The 20,745-nt window shown below is 73.9% G+C and carries 20 protein-coding genes; 5 read left to right on the forward strand and 15 right to left on the reverse strand.

The features are described 5' to 3' along the window. Positions 1-156: 156 nt before the first annotated feature. From HNR12_RS03850 to HNR12_RS03880, 7 genes are all read right to left on the reverse strand, one after another. Positions 157-453, reverse strand: a complete 297-nt coding sequence (locus HNR12_RS03850; protein WP_179766163.1) for a hypothetical protein — start codon at positions 451-453, stop codon at positions 157-159. Between the two features lie 7 nt (positions 454-460). Further along, complete coding sequence (locus tag HNR12_RS03855; RefSeq protein WP_179770383.1) at positions 461-1,522, reverse strand: mandelate racemase/muconate lactonizing enzyme family protein; 1,062 nt, start codon at positions 1,520-1,522, stop codon at positions 461-463. 40 nt (positions 1,523-1,562) lie between these two features. Beyond that, on the reverse strand, positions 1,563-2,468 hold the full coding sequence (locus tag HNR12_RS03860; protein ID WP_179766164.1) for a 5-dehydro-4-deoxyglucarate dehydratase: 906 nt from the start codon (positions 2,466-2,468) through the stop codon (positions 1,563-1,565). Positions 2,469-2,603: 135 nt separating this feature from the next. Beyond that, positions 2,604-3,455 (reverse strand): sugar phosphate isomerase/epimerase family protein, encoded by an 852-nt coding sequence (locus tag HNR12_RS03865; RefSeq protein WP_246425281.1) that lies wholly within the window; start codon positions 3,453-3,455, stop codon positions 2,604-2,606. Positions 3,456-3,547: 92 nt separating this feature from the next. Next, on the reverse strand, positions 3,548-4,720 hold the full coding sequence (locus HNR12_RS03870) for a dihydrodipicolinate synthase family protein (protein WP_179766166.1): 1,173 nt from the start codon (positions 4,718-4,720) through the stop codon (positions 3,548-3,550). Then, the gene (locus HNR12_RS03875; protein WP_179766168.1) at positions 4,717-5,874 is read right to left on the reverse strand and encodes a Gfo/Idh/MocA family protein; all 1,158 of its coding nucleotides are present in this window, start codon (positions 5,872-5,874) and stop codon (positions 4,717-4,719) included. The genes HNR12_RS03870 and HNR12_RS03875 overlap by 4 nt, the downstream gene beginning before the upstream one ends. Positions 5,875-6,192: 318 nt before the next feature. After that, entirely contained in the window at positions 6,193-6,636 is a 444-nt protein-coding gene (locus tag HNR12_RS03880; protein ID WP_218901851.1) for an Rv3235 family protein, read from the reverse strand. Positions 6,637-6,845: 209 nt separating this feature from the next. On the opposite strand from HNR12_RS03880, the gene HNR12_RS03885 reads away from it, so the two are divergent. Both HNR12_RS03885 and HNR12_RS03890 read left to right on the forward strand, forming a co-directional pair. Further along, positions 6,846-7,712, forward strand: coding sequence for a glycerophosphodiester phosphodiesterase (locus HNR12_RS03885; protein ID WP_179766169.1), 867 nt, complete (start codon positions 6,846-6,848; stop codon positions 7,710-7,712). A gap of 71 nt (positions 7,713-7,783) precedes the next feature. Continuing rightward, positions 7,784-9,199: an MFS transporter gene (locus tag HNR12_RS03890; RefSeq protein ID WP_179766170.1), complete on the forward strand. Its 1,416-nt coding sequence runs from the start codon at positions 7,784-7,786 to the stop codon at positions 9,197-9,199. Between the two features lie 47 nt (positions 9,200-9,246). Here HNR12_RS03890 and HNR12_RS03895 read toward each other — a convergent pair whose 3' ends face one another. Continuing rightward, positions 9,247-10,686: a S28 family serine protease gene (locus HNR12_RS03895; RefSeq protein ID WP_179766172.1), complete on the reverse strand. Its 1,440-nt coding sequence runs from the start codon at positions 10,684-10,686 to the stop codon at positions 9,247-9,249. A 322-nt stretch (positions 10,687-11,008) separates the two neighbouring features. Here HNR12_RS03895 and HNR12_RS28220 point away from each other — a divergent pair, with 322 nt between their 5' ends. Further along, positions 11,009-11,422 carry a nitroreductase family deazaflavin-dependent oxidoreductase gene (locus HNR12_RS28220; RefSeq protein WP_179766174.1) on the forward strand — a complete coding sequence of 138 codons (414 nt, stop codon included), beginning with the start codon at positions 11,009-11,011 and terminating at the stop codon, positions 11,420-11,422. Positions 11,423-11,706: 284 nt separating this feature from the next. Beyond that, positions 11,707-12,090, forward strand: a complete 384-nt coding sequence (locus HNR12_RS03905; protein ID WP_179766176.1) for an RNA polymerase-binding protein RbpA — start codon at positions 11,707-11,709, stop codon at positions 12,088-12,090. 58 nt (positions 12,091-12,148) lie between these two features. Here HNR12_RS03905 and HNR12_RS03910 read toward each other — a convergent pair whose 3' ends face one another. The 7 genes from HNR12_RS03910 to lnt form a co-directional block, all read right to left on the reverse strand. Beyond that, positions 12,149-12,799 (reverse strand): tetratricopeptide repeat protein, encoded by a 651-nt coding sequence (locus tag HNR12_RS03910; RefSeq protein ID WP_338119837.1) that lies wholly within the window; start codon positions 12,797-12,799, stop codon positions 12,149-12,151. Next, positions 12,688-14,550 carry a tetratricopeptide repeat protein gene (locus HNR12_RS03915; RefSeq protein WP_179766178.1) on the reverse strand — a complete coding sequence of 621 codons (1,863 nt, stop codon included), beginning with the start codon at positions 14,548-14,550 and terminating at the stop codon, positions 12,688-12,690. Before HNR12_RS03915 ends, HNR12_RS03910 begins: the two co-directional genes overlap by 112 nt. Continuing rightward, the gene (locus HNR12_RS03920) at positions 14,540-15,139 is read right to left on the reverse strand and encodes a DUF6879 family protein (RefSeq protein WP_179766180.1); all 600 of its coding nucleotides are present in this window, start codon (positions 15,137-15,139) and stop codon (positions 14,540-14,542) included. Before HNR12_RS03920 ends, HNR12_RS03915 begins: the two co-directional genes overlap by 11 nt. 4 nt (positions 15,140-15,143) lie before the next feature. After that, positions 15,144-15,413, reverse strand: coding sequence for a hypothetical protein (locus HNR12_RS03925; RefSeq protein WP_179766182.1), 270 nt, complete (start codon positions 15,411-15,413; stop codon positions 15,144-15,146). 299 nt (positions 15,414-15,712) lie between these two features. Beyond that, entirely contained in the window at positions 15,713-16,504 is a 792-nt protein-coding gene (locus tag HNR12_RS03930; protein WP_179770386.1) for an HAD-IIA family hydrolase, read from the reverse strand. A gap of 141 nt (positions 16,505-16,645) precedes the next feature. After that, positions 16,646-17,158 (reverse strand): FxsA family protein, encoded by a 513-nt coding sequence (locus HNR12_RS03935; RefSeq protein ID WP_179766184.1) that lies wholly within the window; start codon positions 17,156-17,158, stop codon positions 16,646-16,648. A 75-nt stretch (positions 17,159-17,233) separates the two neighbouring features. Then, positions 17,234-18,832, reverse strand: a complete 1,599-nt coding sequence (gene lnt / locus HNR12_RS03940; protein WP_372451101.1) for an apolipoprotein N-acyltransferase — start codon at positions 18,830-18,832, stop codon at positions 17,234-17,236. 624 nt (positions 18,833-19,456) lie between these two features. On the opposite strand from lnt, the gene HNR12_RS03945 reads away from it, so the two are divergent. Further along, positions 19,457-20,668, forward strand: coding sequence for an ABC transporter ATP-binding protein (locus tag HNR12_RS03945; RefSeq protein ID WP_179766186.1), 1,212 nt, complete (start codon positions 19,457-19,459; stop codon positions 20,666-20,668). The last annotated feature ends 77 nt before the right edge of the window (positions 20,669-20,745 follow it).

A 20,745-nucleotide genomic window follows, 5' to 3' on the forward strand; every position in this document is an offset into this window, starting at 1 on the left:
CTCCACGGCGTACGGCGCTGAATGCGGCGGACGCTCCAAAATAGCGGCCGAGGCGGCGCGTTCCGAGCCCCGTTTCACGGGGCGGTGGTCGAGGGCATGGCGAAAGATCCGGTCCGGTGCGGCCGTTTTCCGGTGTTTCCGCCGGTCGCACCGGTTTCAGCCGGTGGGGGCCACCGTTCTGCGGAGCCCGGCGAATCCGTTGAGCTGTTCGAACTGCTCGGAGGTCAACGGGTCCGGGCTGAAGTGCATGGTCTCGTTGCGAATCGCGTTCACGGCCGCGAGGAGTTCGAGGAACACCTCCTGACCCGGATTCCAGCCGAGCTTGTTCCGGTTCTCCTCGGGGGTGAGCAGGAAACGGTGATTGCCCAGCGTGAGATCGGCCGGCGGCGGGAGCCGGGCGCGCCGTCGGCGCAATCGATTTCGGCGCCTGATCGGCTCCCGCGCGCAATTCACGGTGGTTTTACGTCTCCGCCCCGAAGTCCAGGCCGTGGCCCGGGCCGGTTTCGGCCTCGGCCCAGCCGTCGGCGATTTGCACGCCGCTGGGCGCGGCCAGCGCGCCCAGCGCCGCGAGGGACGCGCGGTCGATGTCCTCCACCATGGCCGCGCGCGGCACGCACAGCGCCAGCTGGGTGGACAGCTCCGGCAGCAGGTGGGGCGCCACCGGAACGCTGTGGTCGGCGGCCAGCACGGCGATCCGCAGGAACGGGGTGATGCCCCCGACCCGCACCGCGTTGGGCTGGGCGATGTCGCACACCCCCGCCGCCAGGGCCGCCGCGAACGCGCGCGGGGTGCGCAGGTTCTCCCCGATGGCGAAGGGCACCGCCGTGCGGCGGCGCAGCTCGGCGTGGGCGGCCAGGTCCTCGGCCGGCAGCGGCTCCTCGATCCAGTGCGGGTCGAAGCGCTCCAGGGCCCGCAGCGCCCGGGCGGCCGCCGGGAGGTCCCAGCGCTGGTTGGCGTCCAGCATCAGCAGCCGCCGCGGGCCCAGCACCCGCCGCACCTCGGCCACCCGCTCCACGTCGCGGTCCAGGTCGGGCGAGCCCACCTTGACCTTGACCGCCCGGTGCCCGGCCGCCAGCCATCCGCGCACCTGCTCCAGCAGGTCGGGCAGGTCGTAGTCGAGGTTGACCCCGCTGCCGTAGGCGGCCACGCGGTCGCGCCGGGCGCCGATCAGCCCCACCAGGCTGCGGCCCGCCGCCCGCGCCGCGAGGTCCCACAGCGCGATGTCCACGGCCGCCGTCGCCATGGCGGCCAGTCCCCCGGCCCCCGCGTCGGCCAGGTGGGCGGTCAGCTCCGCCCAGCGCGGACCCGGGTCCGGCGCCCGCCCCACCAGCGCGGCCGGGCAGTCCTCCTCCAGCAGCGCGCGGACCGCGCCGACGCCCACGCGCGGGGTCCACGCGAACCCCGTGCCCACGGCGCCCGAGGCGGTGGTGACGCGGGTGACCACGAGGTGGTTGTGGGTGACCCCGCCGTCCCAGGGACGGTGCAGCCGCAGCGCCCGCGTCCGCGTGGTGATGGCGGCGATGGTGTCGGCCGTGCCGTGTCCGGCGGTGCCCACGCGGCGCTCACCCCTCCTTGACCGCCGCCAGACCGGCGTCGATGATCGCCGCCAGCCGCGCGGTCTCGTCCTCGGTGGGGTCGGTGAACGGCGGGCGCACCCCGCCCACCTCGGCGCCGCGCAGCCGGGCGCCCGCCTTGACGAGCGAGACGGCGTAGCCGGGCGCGCGGTCGCGCAGCGCCGCCAGCGGGCGGTAGAAGACGTCGAGCAGGGTCTCGGCGAGCGGGTCGCCGGCGTGGAAGGCGCGGTAGAAGGCGGTGGCGACCTCGGGCACGAACGCGAACGCGGCCGAGGAGTACAGCGGCACGCCGATGGCGGTGTAGGCGGGCACGGTCACCTCGGCGGTGGGCAGCCCGTTGAAGAAGGTGAACCTCTCGCCCTGGTCGCGCCGCACGGCGGCGACCACGCGGGCCATCCGGTCCAGGTCGCCCAGCCCGTCCTTGATGCCGACCACGCCGGGCAGGGCCGCGACCTCGGCGGCGGTCTGGGGCGTCAGCGCCAGCGAGCCCCGCTGGTAGACGATCGCGGGGATCGGTACGGCCGAGGTGACGGCGCGGACGTAGTCGGCCAGGCCGCGCTGGGTGCCGCCCACCAGGTAGGGCGGCAGCAGCAGGATCGCGTCGGCACCCAGGTCGCGGGCTGCGGCGGCCTGCTCCACGGCGGTGCCCAGGCTGCCACCGGCCCCCGCCACCACGGGCACCCGCCCGCCGGCGACGGCCACGGCCGTGCGCACCACGCGCGCGTGCTCGGCGCTGGAGAGGGCGTGGGCCTCGCCGGTGCCGCAGGCGGCGAACACCCCGCCGGGCCGGTGGTCGAGCCCGGAGGCGATGTGGCGCTCCAGGGCGGCCTCGTCCAGGCCGCCGCCCCGGTCGAACGGGGTGACCGGGAAGAAGAGGATTCCGTCGAAGTCCATAGGTGTGGGTTCCCTCCGTGTAGCGGATGGCCCGGCGCGGCCGGGCCGGGGGTGGGGGCGGGCGGCGCGCCGCGGCGTGCGGCGCCGCGTGCGGTGGGGGCCCGGGGCGCCCCACCGCACGGGTCGTGGCGTGCGTCAGCCGAGGTACTCCACGTGCCGCCGGGCCAGCGTGGCCAGCACGGCGTCGGGGTCGGCCGACCACACGTCGGCGTTGAAGATCTCCACCTCGACGTCGCCGGTGTAGCCCGCGGCCAGCACCGCGGCGTGCAGTCCGGCGACGTCGGCGCGGCCGTCGCCGACCATGCCCCGGCCCAGCAGCGCGTCGGCGGGCAGCGGCAGGATCCAGTCGCACGCCTGGAAGGAGGCGATGCGCGCGCCGGCCCGCGCGATCGCGGAGTGGACGTCGGGGTCCCACCACACGTGGTAGGCGTCGACCACCACGCCGACCTGCCCCGCGGGGAACCGCTCGGCGATGTCCACCGCCTGGCCGAGCGTGGAGAGCACGGCCCGGTCGGCGCAGAACATCGGGTGCAGCGCCTCCAGGGCCAGGCACACGCCGCGCTCGGCGGCGTAGGGGGCCAGCTCGGCGATGCCCTCGGCGACCCGCTCGCGGGCGCCGGCGAGGTCGCGGTCGCCCTCGGGCAGTCCGCCCACCACCATCACCAGGCAGGGCGCGCCCAGTTCGGCGGCCTCGTCCAGCGCGCGCCGGTTGTCGTCCAGGGCGGCGGCGCGGTCGGGGCCGGTGAGGAATCCGCCCCGGCAGTAGGAGGACACCCGCAGGCCCGCCTCGCGGACCAGGCGCGCGGCCTTGGCCGTGCCGGTCTCGGCCACGGGGCCGCGCCACAGGCCGATGGCGGGGATCCCGGCGCGCGCGCAGCCCGCGGCGGCCTCGGCCACGCTCCACCGCCGGACGGTGATCTGGTTGAGGGAGAGCCGGGCCAGGCGGGGGTCGCCGGGCCGGGGGGTGGGCACCCGGGCGGGCGCCATGGAGGGGACGTCCAGCGGGGTGCCGTCGGCGCCGGCGGGCGCCGGCCGCGGTTGCGGGGCGGAGGAGGCGCCGGGCATGGCGGGTTCGCCGGTCACGGCGCCACCCCCGCGACCTCCAGCAGGCGGCGCATGCGCCGCACGGCGGTGTCGGGGTCGGTGAGCACCCCGGCGGCGTCGGCCAGCCGCAGGGTCTCGGCCAGGTGCACGACGTCGCGGGCGCTGTGCAGGCCGCCGACCATGGTGAACCCGGGCTGGTGGCCGTTGAGCCAGGCCAGGAACGCGATCCCGGTCTTGTAGTGGTAGGTGGGGGCGGCGAAGACGTGCCGGGCCAGCGGCACGGTGGGGGCCATCAGGGCGCGGTAGCGGTCGGTGTCGCCGGAGTCCAGCGCCCGCAGGGCGGCGGCGGCTGCCGGGGCGATGGCGGCGAAGATGCCGAGCAGGGCGTCGGAGTGGCCTTCGGCGTCGCCCAGGACGAGGTCGGGGTAGTTGAAGTCGTCGCCGGTGAAGAGCCGCACCCCGGCGGGCAGCCGGCGGCGCAGCCGCACCTCCAGGTCGGCGTCCAGCAGCGACACCTTGATGCCGGCGACGCGGTCGGCGTGGGCGGCGATCAGCTCGGCGACCGCGGGCACGGCGTCGGCGGGGTCGGCGTGGCCCCAGTAGCCGGCCAGCGCGGGGTCGAAGGCGGTGCCCAGCCAGTGCAGGATGACGGGGCCGCGCACCTGCTCCAGCAGGCGGCCGTAGACCTTGGCGTAGTCCTCGGGGCCGCGTGCGACGGCGGCCAGGTGCCGGCTGGCCATCAGCACGGGCACCGCCCCGGCGGCCTCGACGGTCTCCAGCTGCTCGGCGTAGCCCGTGATAACGCTTTCCAGAGTGGCGGGCGCGCCGGCCGGCAGGTGGTCGGTGCCCGCGCCGCACGCGAGCGCGGCGCCGCGCGCGGCGGCCTCGGCGCCCGAGCGGCGGATCAGCTCGGCGGTGGCCGGCCAGTCCAGGCCCATGCCGCGCTGGGCGGTGTCCATGGCGTCGGCGACGCCCAGGCCCAGGTCCCACAGGTGGTGGCGGAAGGCCAGGGTGGCGTCCCAGTCCAGCCGGGCGGGCGCGCCGATGGCGTTGCCGGCCAGGGGGTCGGCCGCGACGTGGGCGGCGGCGTAGGCCACGCGCGAGCGCGGCGGCGCGGCGGGGGCGGCCGGCGGCGGGGGCGCGGGGCGGGGGGTGAACGCGCTGAGGCCGCCGCCGGGGGTGGGCAGGCGCAGGGGGGCCGCGCTCATCGCAGCTCCACCTCCTCCAGTTCCACGCGGTGGCCCGAGAAGGCCGAGCGCAGCCCGGCCTCGGCCAGTTGCAGGCCGCGGGCGCCCGAGAGCAGGTCGTAGGGGAACTCCTCGCCCGCGCAGACGTGGGCGAGGAACCGCTCCCACTGGGCGCGGAAGCCGTTGACGAAGGTGGTGTTGTCGGGCACCGGCTCCCAGTGGTCGCGGTAGCCGCCGGGGTCGGCGGGGGCGTCGGGGTCCCACACCGCCCGGGGGGTGGTGACCCGGTGCTGCACGCGGCACTCGCGCAGCCCGGCCACGGCGCTGCCCTCGGTGCCGTCGACCTGGAACTCCACCAGTTCGCCCCGGTCCACCCGCACGCACCAGGAGGAGTTGATCTGGGCGATCACGCCGCCCTCCAGCTCGAAGACGGCGTAGGCGGCGTCCTCGGCGGTGGCGGCGTAGGGCCGCCCCTCCTCGTCCCAGCGGCGCGGGATGTGGGTGGCGGTGCGCGCGGTGACAGCGCGGACGGGCGCGAACAGGCGCTCCAGGATGTAGTGCCAGTGCGGGAACATGTCGAGCACGATCCCGCCGCCGTCCTCGCTGCGGTAGTTCCAGCTGGGGCGCTGGGCCTCCTGCCAGCCGCCCTCGAACACCCAGTAGCCGAACTCCCCGCGCACCGACAGCACGCGGCCGAAGAACCCGCTCTCGACGAGCCGGCGCAGCTTGAGCAGGCCCGGCAGGAAGAGCTTGTCCTGGACGACGCCGTTGCACACCCCGGCGTCGCGGGCGAGCTTGGCGAGCTCCAGGGCGGCGCTCAGCGTCCCGGCGGTGGGCTTCTCGGTGTAGACGTGCTTGCCCGCGGCGATGGCGGCGCGCACGGCGTCCTCGCGGACGGAGGTGATCTGGGCGTCGAAGTAGACCTCGATCGCCGGGTCGGAGAGCACGGTGTCGAGGTCGGTGCTCCAGCGCTCCACGCCGTGGCGTTCGGCGATGGCGCGGAGCTTGTCGGGCGAGCGCCCCACGAGGACGGGCTCGGGCACCACGCGCGAGCCGTCGGGCAGCTCGACCCCTCCGGCGTTCCTGATGGCCAGCACCGACCTCGTCAAATGCTGGCGGTAGCCCATGCGGCCGGTGACGCCGTTCATGGCGACGGCCAGCACCCGGTCTTGCATACGTCGTCCTATCACTCGGCACCAGAAAGCGCTTTCCAAAGTACTTTAACGTCCTTTCCGCCGCCAGAGAGAGGTTCGCCCGGTTTCTCCGCACCGGACCGGCCGCCCGCGCGCCGGCGCACCGCGCCCCACCGTGTCGTCCCCGGTCGACACGGGGATCGGGGCGTTCGGCCGCCGCTCCCCGGGGTGGCCGCGGCCGCCGCAGGTGCCCACCCAATCCAGAAAGCGCTTACCAACCCCGGGGCGACCGGGCGTCGCCGCCCCGCCGGGTGCGGGGGCGGGCCGGCCCGCCCCCGCATGGGCTCCCGCGGGCGGCCCCTACCGGCCGCTCCGCCGCCCGCGCCGGGGGCCGCAGACGTCGGTCTCCAGGTGGGTGCACAGCCAGGCGTGCTCGGCGTAGGTGATGCGCAGCGCCAGCGCCCGGCACCGGCTGCCGCAGTCGATGACCGCGGTGACCTCGGCGACGTCGGACTCGGGCGAGGTCAGCACCGCCCGCCGCAGGCGCGGGCGCCGGGCGCAGGCGTAGGCCCCCGCCCGGCGCTGGAGCAGCTCATAGGCCCGCCGCGACAGCAGCGGGCGGACCTGGCCCGCCGGGCGGTCGCCCGCGAGGACCTCGGCCACCACCTGGGCGAAGGCGGTGAGGTGGCGGGGGCTGCGCGTGCGCGGATAGCGCGCCCCGCCGGGCCGGGCGGGCGCAGGGGCGCGGCGGGGGCGGCGGTGCGGCCCGGCGGAAAGAGCGGCGGTGAGCTGGTGACCGGCCAAGGGGGACTCCGTTCCAGAAGGCGGCGCGGAGCCGGGGCGGGCTGGCCCCGGCCCCGCAGGGGCGGACGCGGACGCCGGTGTCCGACACCCCTCCAGAGCCGCGGGCGGCCCCGCGCTGCCACCTGGAATTCCGGCTTTCCCCGTTCGTCCCGCCGCGCCTCCGCCCGGCCCCGGTGCCCCGGCCGTCCGCGAGCGGGCATACTGCTGCTGTGACTGACGGGTACCTGGACTCCCCCACGCCCATCGCCCTGGCGCACCGGGGCGGCTGGCGCACCGACCCCTCCGGCGAGGTCAGCACCGCGCTGGAGAACACCGCCGCCGCGTTCCAGCACGCCGTCGACCTGGGGTACCGCTACCTGGAGACCGACGCCCACGCCACCCGCGACGGCACGCTGCTCGCCTTCCACGACCCCACCCTGGACCGCGCCACCGACCGCCGGGGCCGCATCGCCGACCTCCCCTACGCCGAGGTCGCCCGCGCCCGCGTCGGCGGCAGCGAACCCATCCCGCTGCTGGCCGACCTGCTGGGCTCCTGGCCGCACGTCCGCTTCAACATCGACCTCAAGGCCGACGACACCGTCGAGCCGCTGGTGGAGGTCCTGCGCCGCACCAACGCCTGGGACCGCGTGTGCGTGGGCTCCTTCAGCCAGCGCCGCCTCGACCGCGCCCGCCGCGCCTTCGACCGCCCGGTGGCCACCAGCTGCGGCCCGCTCGACGTCGCCCGGCTGCGCGCGGGCTCCCTGGCCCGGCCGCTGCGCGCGCTGGTGCGGCGCGGCCCCGTGTGCGCCCAGATCCCCCTGCACCACCGCGGGTTCCCGCTGGTCACCCGCGACCTCATCACCACGGCCCACGGGCTGGGCATGCAGGTGCACGTGTGGACCATCAACGACACCGCCGTGATGGCCCGCCTGCTGGACGCCGGCGTCGACGGCATCGTCAGCGACAACATCGACGGCCTGCGCCGCGTGCTCACCGAGCGCGGCGCCTGGCCGGGCCCGGCGCCGGCCGGCGACCGGCACAATACGTCCCGCGGCACCCCCGCCGGCTCCTCCCCCAACGGCCCGGCCGCCCCCTGACCCCCGGGGCGCTCCGCCCCCCACGAGCCGGCCCGCCCCGGCCCCGGCCCGCGCAAGGATTTAGGACCACCATGTCGACCTCTCCCCCGGCGCGGCCCGCGGGCGGCGCCCCCGACACCACCGCCGAACTGCGCCGCGAACGCCGCGCCTGGTACGTCTACGACTGGGCCAACTCGGTCTTCTTCACCTCGATCATCTCGGTGTTCCTCGGCCCTTACCTGACCTCGCTGGCCGAGGCCGGCGCGGGCCCCGACGGCCGCATCAGCGTGCTGGGCTGGGCGATGGACCCCACCGCCCTCTACCCCTACGCCACCTCGCTGTCGGTGCTGCTGCAACTGGTGCTGCTGCCGGCGGTGGGCGCCCTGGCCGACTACACCGGGCGCAAGCGCGAGATGCTGGGGCTGCTGGCCTACATCGGCGCGTTCGCCACGATGGGCCTGTACTTCGTGGCGGGGTCGGGGTACCTGCTGGGCGCGGCGCTGTTCGTGGTCGCCAACCTGGCGGTGGGCGCCTCGGTCGTGGTCTACAACTCCTTCCTGCCCGACCTGGCCACCGCCGACGAGCGCGACGCGGTGTCCTCGCGCGGGTGGGCGACCGGCTACCTGGGCGGCGCGCTGCTGCTCACCGCGCAACTGGTGCTCTACCTCTTCCACGACGCCTTCGGGCTGGAGGAGGGCCACGCCGTGCGGATCTGCATGGCGTCGGCGGGCGTGTGGTGGGCGGTGTTCACCGTGGTGCCGCTGACGCGGCTGCGCAACCGGCGCGGCGGTGCGGCGTCCGCCGGCGGGGGCGCCGCGGCCGCCGGGGCGGCGCCGGGCCGGGCCACCGGCGCCCGCGCGGTCCTGGCCAGCTTCGGGCAGCTCGCCCGCACCGTGCGCGGCCTGCGCGCCTACCCGCGCACCCTGCTGTTCCTGGTCGCCTACATCCTCTTCAACGACGGCATCCAGACGGTGATCGGGTTCTCGGCGACCTTCGCCGACCAGGCCCTGGGCCTGGGTCAGGAGGTCCAGATCGGCGCGATCCTCATGGTGCAGTTCGTGGCCTTCGGGGGCGCGCTGCTGCTGGGCGCGATCGGCCGCCGCGTCGGGGCCAAGCGCACCATCCTGGGCAGCCTGGTGGTGTGGATCGCGGTGGTGGCGGTGGCGCCGGTGCTGCAGGCCGGGTCGGCGGTGCAGTTCTTCGTCCTGGCGTTCGCCATCGCCGTCGTGCTGGGCGGCACCCAGGCGCTGTCGCGGTCGCTGTTCTCCCACCTGATCCCGCCGGGCAAGGAGGCCGAGTACTTCGGGCTGTACGAGATCAGCGACAAGGGCTCTGCGTTCTTGGGCTCCCTTGCGATCGGCGTGGCGCTGGACGCCACCGGCGGCGACTACCGGCTGGCGATCCTCTCGCTGGTGGGCTTCTTCGTGGCGGGCGCGGCGCTGCTGGCGGCCGTGGACATCCCGCGCGCCATCCGCGAGGCCGGCAACCGGGCGCCCGCCCACGTGTAGGCGCCGCCGGGCGGGGTGGCCCGCCCCGCCCGGCGGCGCGGGCCGGGCTAGACGAACCCGCGTTCGGGCAGCCGGCGCTGCTCCTCGGCGTCGTCCAGGCCGGGCACCCAGCCGTCGGTCAGGGTCCGCACCTCGTCGTCCACGCCCGCCCACCGGCGCAGCGCCTCGGTGGCGGCGGCGCGGTCGGCGGCCTCCAGTGCCGCGATGTTGGCGCCGTGGTTGGCCTCGGGCGCGACGAACCGCATGGTCTCGCGCCGGGTGCTCTCGGGCACCCGGAAGGGCTCGGCGCCCCACGGGTCCCACTCGCCGTCGACGAACAGCATCTGCTCGGAGCGGGTGCGCACCCACCGGTCGATGTCGGGCATGGCCCGGCGGTCGAACCGCGCGTCGTCCAGCTCGTCGGTGAGGTAGGTGCGCGCCTGGAACAGCCCCGGGTAGCGCAGCAGGCCCCGGAGGTGGCCGGTGGGCACGCTGGGCGTGCCCAGTTGGGTGGCCGCCTGGTAGTAGTACGGGATGTAGGGGATGGTGCCCTGGTCGGTGTAGAAGGAGAACCCGGCGACCTCGTCCAGGAACGCCGCGATCTCGGTGGTGGGCGCGTCGGCCGCGGGCACCTCGGCGCACGCCTGGGGCTGGGGCTGGTACTGCCAGAACGCCCAGGCGGTGTCCAGCACCAGCATCTCGAACGCCTTGTCGGCGCTGCCGATGGTCTGGTCGAAGGTCCAGCCGTTCTCCTCGGCCAGGCCGGTGTAGTGGTCGACCAGTTCGCCGCGCCGCTCCAGGGCGGTGCGCTGCAGCGCCTCCAGGTCCTCCTGGCAGGAGGGGTCCTCGCCCACGGTCTCGAAGAACTCCAGGTAGGCGCGGTCGCGGCCGTCGTGGACGTCGTTGGGCGCCACGTAGGCGACCGTGCCGTCGAGGTCGCCGGGGTAGAAGCGGCGGTGGTAGACCGACGTCATGCCGCCCTTGGAGGCGCCCGTGGAGACCCACTCCTCGGTGTAGACGTCGTTGAGCGCCTCGATGATGCGGTGGTGGTCGGCGGCGGCCTGGCGGATGTCCAGGTCGTCCCAGTCGGCGGGCTCGGGCCGCGAGGGCTCGAAGAACCGCTGCTCGGTGGAGATCTGGTTGCCGTCGACGAGCCGCGTGGGCTCGGCCCGGAAGGGCCGGGTGTTGACCCCGTAGCCGCTGGTGTGCAGGACGGTGGGCCGGTCGAGGCCGCGGTGCAGCAGGGTCAGCCGCTGCTCGAAGGTCTGGCCGCGCGGGCGGTCGTGGTCGGCGGGCTGGGTGTAGCCCAGGACGAAGTAGCGGAAGCCGGGCTCGGTCTCGACCTCGTCGATGACGCGCAGGCCCGGGATCGCCTCCAGCCGGTCGGTGATGTCGGGCCCGGGGTCGGCGCTCACCGGCGCGCCGCTGAGGAGCAGGCTCGCGGCGGTGAGCAGCGCGACGCCGGCGGCGCGCGCCGGGGCCGCGGAACGCGGAGTGCGGGGGGTCACCCGTTCAACCTCCTTGGGGGATCGGAATGCGCCCGGCGGCGGTGGCCGCGGGTGGTCGGTTGCCGACTGAACGATGATTGAGGGCGGCCTGCCCCGAGTCAAGGACGCGGCCCCGCCCCGCCCGGGCGCCCCGGAGCCGCACAGGTTCCGCGCCCTTCGGGTGAGTCGCGCCCGCGCGGCGGGTAGACGCACGGGTGCGCCCCCGGGTAACACGTGGGTAACACCGTGTCACCGCCCGCACCCCGGGGAATCCACCTGGGGCGCTTCCGCGTTTTCCGCCCTTGGCGGCGTAAAACACCGTGACCGTCGAAAGGGGAGAACCGTGCTGTACGGCAAGGAGCACGTCGAGCGCTACGTGGCGACCGACGGGGAGGAGGGCCACGACTGGCAGGGCACCACCACACTGATCCTCACCACCGTCGGCCGCAGGTCCGGTCAGCGGCGCAGCACCCCGCTGATCTACCGCACCGACGGCGACGCGTTCGTCGTGGTGGCCTCCAAGGGCGGCGATCCCGACCACCCGCTGTGGTACAAGAACCTGCTGGCCAATCCCGAGGCGGAGATCCAGGTCAAGGCCGACCGCTACCGGGTGCGGGCGCGCACCGCCGACGAGGACGAGAAGGCCCGGCTGTGGCCGCGGATGGCGGCCACCTGGCCGCAGTACGACGAGTACCAGACCAAGACCGAACGCTCTATCCCCGTGGTGGTGCTGGACCCGGTGGAGAAGCTGGCCTGATTCCGGCGCGAGGCGGCGGCACCCGGCGGCGCCGCCGGGTGCCGCCGCGGGGGCGTCCGGGCGGCCGGGCCGAGCGGCCGGGGGCCGGATGGAGGACCCGATCCGGGCGGCCACGGAGCGGCGTGCACGCACCGCGGACCTGCATGGACTACCGTGCGGCACAACACGGTCACAAGGGACCGAACATTATCGCACGGTTGGAGAACCGGCGGGCGGGGAATCTTGACACGGACCGCCGTGTTAGACCCATGAAGACCGCAAGAGCGCCTGGAGGCACGTAAACGATGGCCGAGCGAGCACTTCGCGGTACGCGACTCGGGGCGACCAGCTACGAGAACGACCGCAACACCGACCTGGCCCCGCGCCAAGAGGTCACCTACGACTGCCCTCGGGGTCATCGCTTCTCCGTCACCTTCGCCACCGAGGCCGAGATCCCGGCCAGCTGGGAGTGCCGCTTCTGCGGCGACACCGCCCTCATGGTCGACGGCCAGCAGCCGCAGGAGAAGAAGGCGAAGCCCGCGCGGACCCACTGGGACATGCTGCTGGAGCGCCGCAGCATGGAAGACCTCGAAGAGGTCCTGGCCGAACGGCTGGAACTCCTCCGCGCCCGCCGCAAGGAGGAGCAGGAGCACCTGCGCGCCATGACCGAACAGCGCCGCAGCGCCTAGCCGGACACCAAGCACCCACCGATCACCAAGGGGCGGCGGCCTTCAGGCCTTCCGCCCCTTAGTCATGCCGGGATGCCTCTCCAAGCCAGCCCGCGACCTCCGCGCTCCTGGCCGCCGCCTCGACGTCGGCGAAGCGGGACAGCCGCCTCTGCGCGTCCTCCAGAGCCGGGCGCGCCTTTGCGTACCGGCGCGCCTGGAGGAGCAGCCTGCCGTACTCGGCCTGCGCGAACGCGGCCCGCCGTTCGGCCCCTGACCTGCGATGGATCTCCAGCACCCTTTCGTAGAGGATTGCGGCCTCATCGACGGCATGCTGGCGTTTCCGGACCTCCGCCGCTCCCTGGAGCGCTTCTGCCTCGCGAACGGTGTCGCCGGTTGTGTGGTGGGCCGCGGCCGAACGGTGGTAGGCGTCCAGGGCGCCGTCCAGATCACTTCGGTCGGCGTGAAGGCGCCCGAGTTCCATCGACGCATAGGCGATCCGCATCTCGTTGCCGAGTTCGTAGGCCAACTCCAGCGCCGTGGTGAGCCGGGCGAGCGCGCCGTCCAGGTCACCTCGGGCGCGCGCCGTCCACGCGAGGGTGACCATGGCCGAGAAGCCGCTCATCCGGTTGCCCGTCCGTTGGTGGAGCGCCGCCGCGCCACTCGCCGCCTGTTCCGCCTCCGCAACGGAGCCGGCCTCGAACAGGGCGTCCGCGAGATTCCCCAGAGCGATCCCCTGCCACGCTCGTCTCCGAGGTACCGGAAGAGTTCGAGGGCGCGTCGGAAGTTCGATCGCGCCTCCGCGAACCGGCGCTCCCTCAGGTCCACAAGGCCGAGGCAGTTGTAGGACGATCCCTGCCCGAAGAGGTCGCCGGTGGCCAGGCGGATCTCCAGGGCCCGGCGATGGTGCTCCCGCCCCGTGTCCGTCCGATGGCACTGGACGTGGGCCATGCCCAGGCTCTCGGAAAGATCGGCGACGGCGGAGTCGGGTCCGTGGTCTCGGGCCACGTCGAGGCCGATGGCCGCGGTCGCGATCCACTCGCCGACCGGTCCGTGGAACGCGTGGATGCGCCGGAGGACCAGCGGCAGCTGCCAGGCGATCTCGTGGAAACCGGCGGCGGCCGCCGTCTTCACCGCGGCGGTCAGGTTCGCGCACTCCTCCTCATACCAGCGCACGGCGTCTCCATGGCCGGCGAACGCGCGGGCCGGCCCGCCTGCGAGCGAAGGCCAGGTCGGCTCTGGAAACTGCGCGCCGATCAGCGACGCCGCCGCATGCGCGGAGCGCAGGTACCAGAGCAGGAGCCGGTGGAGGATCTGTGCGCGGTCCGCGGCCGTGTCCTGGCGCTGGGCGAGTTCGGCGGCGTAGGCGCGCAGCAGCTCGTGCTGCTCGAAGCGTTCCGCGCCCGTCTGCTCAAGAAGGTGCGCTCCGGTCAGGACGTCGAGCAGCCGCCTCGCGGTCGTGACGGGCAGGTTCGCCGCCGCGGCCGCCGCCTGCGCGCTGAAGTCGGTGCCCGGCAGCACGCCCAGCACCCGGAAGAGGCGGGCCGCCTCCTGCGGGAGTGCTTTGTAGGACCACGCGAACACCGAGCCGATCGTGTCCTGCTCGTCGTCCATGGCGAGGACCTCCCAGCGCCCTGACTCGTCCTGGAGTTCCTGGATGAGTTCGCTCAGCGGCGTGTGCGGTCGCGTCACGGCCCGCTCCGCGGCGATCTTCAATGCGAGAGGGAGTCGCGCGCACAGGCGCGCGAGAAGAGCGAGTTCAGCGGCGGGATCCTGCGCCCGCTGTCCCGTGGTCACCTTTCGCAGCAGCGCCACGGACTGGGCGGGCGACAAGGTCCGCAGTGAGACGCGGTGCGCGCCGTCTCGGGTGACCAGCCCCGACAGCCGGTTGCGGCTGGTGACCACCACCGCGCACTCCGCCGCACCGGCCAGCAGCGGGCGGACCTGGGCGGCGGAGGACGCGTTGTCGAGCACGACCAGGAACCTGCCCTCGGCAAGCAGCGACCGGTACAGGCCGGCCCGCTCGTCCGGATCGACCGGGACCACCTCCGGCGCCGTACCGAGCGCTTTCAGGAACCGGCCCAGAACCTGTTCCGCGGTGGCCGGGGAGCGGGGGTCGAAGCCCCGCAGGTTCGCGTACAACTGCCCGTCCGGAAAGCGTTTCTTGATCCGGTGCGCCCAATGGGCCGCAAGCGCGGTTTTTCCCACTCCTGCGGTGCCGACGATGACGAACGTTCCGGCTCCCCGGTGGCTCAGCAGTTCGTCAAGGCGGTGGACCTCGTCCGAGCGGTTGACGAAGTCGGGAATGTCCCCGGGAAGTTGGCGCGGGACCGGGAGGCGCGAGCCGTCGCGACCGCCATGGAAGTGAATTCCTCCCCACACCGCGCCGGCCTGCACCGCCTGGCCACTGACATCTGCCATGCGCGAATAAACGGCGCGCGGCGGTGTCCCTCGGCCGGCCTCATCCGGTGCGTCATTCGCCATGGGGCGGAGGGAGCGTTGCCACGTGGCGGGCGAAGTACTCAGGGAGCGGAACAGCCGCACTGTGCATTCGGGCGATCTCGTCGCGGCATGCGGCGATCACTGCGGCGTCCGCGTACGACTCGGCACCGCACAGAACCCCCGACTCCGTATAGCGGATCTTGTACATGACGGAGTCGCCGATGATGAGGATTTCGGGCAGTTCGTGTTCGCGTTCGAACCGGGCGACCAGTTCACCGCCCCCGACCCTGATGTCCTCGCCATGCCTGTGGCGGATACGGAGGGAGTGGAACTCCCACTGGAGATAGGGGGTGAGCGGCCGCTCGGCGACCCGCAGGCGGTGCACACGGATCCCGGATCCGGCGAGGGCGACCAGTTCGCCTCGAACGGACGGGCCGGCATCGTCCAGGATGCGCAGTGCCTCGTCCCACGCCCCTGCCGCGAACGCCGACCAACTCTCGCTCTCGGGCTGCCGGAAGCGCTGGCGCCGTTCGAGTTTCCAGATATCGCCGGATTCGGGAGCTGAAATGCGCTTCTCGAAGTCGGCGAGGTACGCCGCCAAGTCCAGGTGGCGGCCCCGGGCGAACGCCATTCGCTCAAGCATCGGGGATATCGGTTTTGGCGGCGATCAGAACATTGCGCGGGATGACGACCACGCGTTCGTCGCCGTCGACCTTGAGTTCACCCGGACGACCGTCGGCGTAGACAGCAGTGAGGTCGCGGCCGATGACGGCGATGTCCCCGTTCTCCAGTTCCCAGATATCGGGGCAGCCGCTGATTTTGTCGGTGTTCCCCAATTCGGCGGGCGACTTCCCCAGGCGCCGTTTCAACCGCGCGGATTCGTCGGCTTCCCAGGGACGGGGCATTTTCCGCCCTCCTACGACTCGGAGGGCACTTATCGTAGCATGGCGCATCTCACCGCCCCAGGGCCTTTGCGCCGGGCGCTGAACGCCATTGCACCCGGCGCAGCACGAATCACGGGATTCACGTGCACACCCATGGCCGCATTCCGACGCGGCTGCTCGACCGCCGCTTTCCCATGCCCGCCCTGGACTCGACCGCCGATGGCCGCCCGCCAACGGCGGCGGTTCTGGTAGGGCCTTCGCGCCGGAGCCGGCGGCGCCGACCGGGTGCCGCCGGGACACGCGCCCCGCACGGTGCGGGGCTACTCCGCGGCCGGGGGCTCGGCGGGGTCGGTGTCGAAGGGGTTGCGGGTGCGGCCGACCAGGTCGGCTACTGAGTCGAGGACGCGGGTGGGGCGGTAGGGGAAGAGTTCGGCGGTGTCGCGGTCGGAGATTCCGGACAGGACCAGCAGGGTCTGCAGGCCCGCCTCAAGGCCCGAGCGGACGTCGGTGTCCATGCGGTCGCCGATCATCAGCGTGCTCTCGGAGTGGGCGCCCAGGGCGTTGAGGGCCGAGCGCATCATCAGCGGGTTGGGCTTGCCGACGTAGTAGGGGGCGCGGCCGGTGGCGCGTTCGATCAGGGCGGCCACGGCGCCGGTGGCCGGCAGTGAGCCCTCGCGGCTGGGGCCCTTCTCGTCGGGGTTGGTGGCGATGAACTTGGCGCCGCTCTCGACCAGGCGGATCGCGCGGGTGATGGCCTCGAAGCTGTAGGTGCGGGTCTCGCCCAGGACCACGTAGTCGGGGTCGCGGTCGGTGAGCACGTAGCCGATGCTGTGCAGGGCGGTGGTCAGCCCGGACTCCCCCACCACGTAGGCCGACCCGCCGGGCCGCTGCTGGTCCAGGAACCGCGCGGTGGCCAGCGCGGAGGTCCAGATGGACTCCTCGGGGATGTCCAGGCCGGAGCGCTTGAGCCGGGCGCGCAGGTCGCGCGGCGTGTAGATGGAGTTGTTGGTCAGCACCATGAAACCGATGCCGTTCTCCACCAGCTCCGAGACGAACACGTCGGCGCCGGGGATGATGTGCTCCTCGCGCACCAGGACGCCGTCCATGTCCATGAGGTAGTTCCACGTGGCTGTCTTGTTCACGGGAATACCGTATCGGCACGCCCGCCCCGCGGCACGGTGTGGGCCGCGCGTGGCCGTCGGGGCGCCAGGGGCCGCCCGGTGCGCCCGGTGCGCCCGGTGCGCCCGGCGGGCTCAGGCGGTGGTGCCCGGCTGGTCGGTGCCCTCCTCGACGATGCGGCCCCGGATGACGCGGCCGCCGCTGGGGGCGCGCGGCTCGCCCCGCGGGCCGGGGACCACCCCGCCCTGGGCCACGAACTCCGCCTCGGCGGAGTCGCGCAGGCGCCGGATGCGGCGCTCGGCCCAGGCGGTGAACGCCCAGCGCAGCGCGGGCCGGGTGAAGGGCAGGGCGAGCAGGGCACCCAGCGCGCCGGTGACGAACCCGGGGATGATCAGCAGGACGCCGCCCACGAGCAGCATGAGGGTGTCGAGCAGGCTGCCCTTGGGGGGCTGGCCGGTGCGCATGGCGCGGTCGGCCTCGCGGAAGGTGGTGGTGCCGGCGCGGCGCAGCACGAGCACGCCGGCGGTGCTCAGCGCGAACAGCGCGGCGATGGTCCAGGCCACACCGATCTGCTGGCCGACCAGGATCATCAGCCAGATCTCCAGGAAGGGCAGCGCCATCAGGGCGATGACGATCAGCAGCGGCATGGGCACCATCCTCGATCGGTTCCGCTCACCTGTGGGCACAACGCCCCGCCGCCGGGGATCGTTCCCCCGGCCGGCTCAGGCGCGGGCGCGGCGGGCCCGCACGGCGGCGGCGACGACGGCGCCCAGCGCCAGCAGGCTCAGCGCGGCCTCGGGCAGCGCGCCCAGCCGGGTGGCGGGGGTCAGCCCGCTCATGGCCGGAAGCTCGGCGACGTGGCGGGCGGGTTCGGCCTCGGGCGAGCGGTAGGCGACCTCACCGCCGGCGGTCACCACCGCGCTGAGGCCGCTGGTGGCGGCGACCACGGCGGGCCGCCCGTGCTCGACGGCGCGCAGCCGGGTGATGGCGAGCTGCTGGTGGGTCTGGCCGGTGAAGTTGTAGTTGGCGTTGTTGGTCGGCACCGCGATGATCTGGCCGCCTTCGGCCACCGACTCGCGGACCGGCAGGTCGAAGGCGATGTCGAAGCAGATGGCGGTGGCCACGGTCGTGCCGCCCAGGCGCAGCGCGCCGGGCTCGTCGCCGGGCACGGCGTCGCTGCCGATCTGCTCCAGGCGCTGCACGAACCGGGTGAAGAAGTCGCGGTAGGGGATGTACTCGCCGAAGGGCACCAGGTAGCGCTTGGTGTAGTGGTCGACCGGCCCCTCACGGGGGTCCCACACCACGCTGCGGATCTCCCGCTCGGAGCCGTCGGGGCTGTAGCGGGCGGTGCCGAACAGCAGCGGAGCGCCGATGTCGCGGGCGGCCTCGTCGACCAGTTCGGCGGCGGCGGGGTCGGTGTAGAGGTCGATGTCGCTGGCGTTCTCGGGCAGCACCACCAGGTCGGGCTGCGGCGCCCGGCCGGCGTCGACGTCCTCGGCCAGCAGGTGGACCTGCTCGACGTGGTTGCGCAGGACCTGCATGCGCTCGCCCAGGACGCTCATCTGGCCCACTCCGGGCACGTTGCCCTGGATGAGGGCGACGGTGGCGGTGTGGTCGACCGCCGGGGCGGTCAGCGGTGGCCAGGCCAGGCCGGCGGCGGCCACGGCCAGCGCCGCGCCCACCGCGGCGGCGGCGCCGGGCAGCCCGGAGCGGCCGGGCCGGGCGGCGCGCAGCGCCGCCCACAGCAGCAGTCCGCCCGCCAGCGCGACGGCGAAGGTCACCAGGGCCGAGGACCCCAGCGCGGCGTAGCCGGTGAACGGGGTGTCGGGCTGGGCGTAGGCGAGCTTGCCCCAGGCGAACCCGCCCAGGGGGAAGCGGGCGCGGACGGCCTCCTGCAGCACCCACACCGCGGCGGTCCACACCGGCCAGCCGGGCAGCCGCATCACCAGTGCCAGGCCCATGGCCATGGGCGCGTAGTACACGGACAGGGCGGCGGCGATGACCAGCCAGACGTCGGCGCCGAAGACGTCCTGCCAGCGCAGGAGCGGCACCATGAGCGCGGCGCCGCTGAGCAGGCCCAGCCAGGCGGCGCGGCGCACGCGGGTGTTGCGTACGGCCAGCGCCAGCAGGGCCGCGCTCAGCGGGCCGAGCCACCACAGCCCGTAGGGCTCCAGTGCGAGCAGCTGGCACAGCCCGGCGGCGACCGCGGCGGCGGCCCGCCAGAGTGCGCCCAGGCGCCTGCGCCGTGAGGGGGTGCCGACCGCCGAGGGTGGGGCGGTGCGCGTGTCCTCGTTCGCCTGCTGGGCGTCTTCGGCAACCACGCCTGGCTCGCTTTCTGCTGATGGGGGGACGCGGAAAAGGCCCGAAAACACCCTTCGGACCGGATCCGTCTCGTCGGCGGCGAGCGCGGAGACCGTTGTCTACTGGATGTTCGGGCCTTCTCCGGGTCCAACCCCCCGCCCGGTCGCGGAACCCCGGTCCTTGCCGCGCCTCCGACCGCACCTGGTGCGTGGTGCGACGTCCGGCGAGCCAACAACCGGACCGCTCGACCGGTCCGTCCAGTGCTGGACTGGTCTGTAGATTACCCAGACTCCCGGTCGTGCGCCGCAACCCCCGGCCGACGTGTCGGCGGCGGGAAACTCCCCGCTCAGGCGGCTGCGGGCACGGCACAACGGCCGGTGCCGGATATCCGCCGCCAGGCTAACGCACCCACCCCGGCCACGCCAGTCGGCCCCCGCCCCGACGCGGCGCGCTGCACACGCGCCCGAAACCACCCCGTCTCACCATGCGGACGGTATCGGATCGAAACAGCGCGAACTATCGACAGAACGGCACCACTGGTGTTCGATATGGACAGCGGATCGATACGAAACGATCAGCCCAGCGGAAATCAGCTCGCTCCCGGGCTTCGGAGCGGGCCCCACGGACACGGGAGCTGTTGCCCCATGGCGAAGATCGTCCTGGACGGCGTCGACAAGGTGTACTCGGGCGGGGTCAAGGCCGTCGACGCGCTGAACCTGGAAATCGAAGACGGCGAGTTCATGGTGCTCGTCGGCCCCTCCGGTTGCGGCAAGTCCACCGCCCTGCGCATGATCGCCGGGCTGGAGGAGATCACCGGCGGCGAGCTGCGCATCGGCGACGAGGTCGTCAACGACCGGCCGCCCAAGGACCGCGACATCGCGATGGTCTTCCAGAACTACGCGCTCTACCCCCACATGACCGTCGAGCAGAACCTCGCCTTCGGTCTCAAGCTGCGCAAGATCGCCAAGCCCGAGATCCAGAAGCGCGTCAACGAGGCCGCCGCGATGCTGGGCCTGGAGCCCTACCTCAAGCGCAAGCCGGCGGCGCTCTCGGGCGGCCAGCGCCAGCGCGTGGCCATGGGCCGCGCCATCGTCCGCGAGCCCCAGGCGTTCCTCATGGACGAGCCGCTGTCCAACCTCGACGCCAAGCTGCGCGTGCAGATGCGCGCCTCCCTCAACCAGCTCCACGAGCGCCTGGGCGTCACCACGGTCTATGTGACCCACGACCAGATCGAGGCCATGACCCTGGGCGACCGCGTGGCGGTGCTGCGCGACGGCCGCCTCCAGCAGGTCGACACCCCCAAGAACCTGTTCGACAACCCGGCCAACCTGTTCGTCGCCGGGTTCATCGGCTCCCCCGCCATGAACTTCGTCTACGCCGAGCTGCAGCAGGACGGCACCGGCGCGGTGCTGAAGTTCGCCGAGCACTCCCTGTCGGTGCCCAGCGCGGTGGTCGACACCAAGCCGGGCCTGCGCGACTACCTGGGCAAGCAGATCATCCTGGGCATCCGCCCCTCCGACTTCGAGGACGCCTCGCTGGCCTCGCGCAACGGCGGCAGCACCATGGACGTCGTCGCCGAGGTCACCGAGGAGCTGGGCACCGAGATCAACGTCATCTTCTCGGTGAACGCCCCGCCGGTCCGCCACGAGGAGGCCGCCGCGCTGGCCGCCGACGCCGCCGGCGACGGCGAGGCGCCCGAGACCGCGCTGCCGCTGAGCGGCGACAAGTCGCTGTTCACCGCCCGCGTGAACCCGCGCAGCGGGGTGCGGCCGGGCACCTCGATCGCGCTGTCGGTCGACGTCACCCAGCTGCACTACTTCGACAAGGAGAGCGGCCTGGCCATCGGCCACCGCTGACCCGCCCCGGGGCGGCCTCCCGCGCGGCGGGCCGCCCCTCCCACACCGCGGCGGGCCCAGGGGGATCCCGGGGCCCG

It is taken from the genome of Streptomonospora nanhaiensis (genome assembly GCF_013410565.1).
Taxonomy (GTDB): domain Bacteria; phylum Actinomycetota; class Actinomycetes; order Streptosporangiales; family Streptosporangiaceae; genus Streptomonospora; species Streptomonospora nanhaiensis.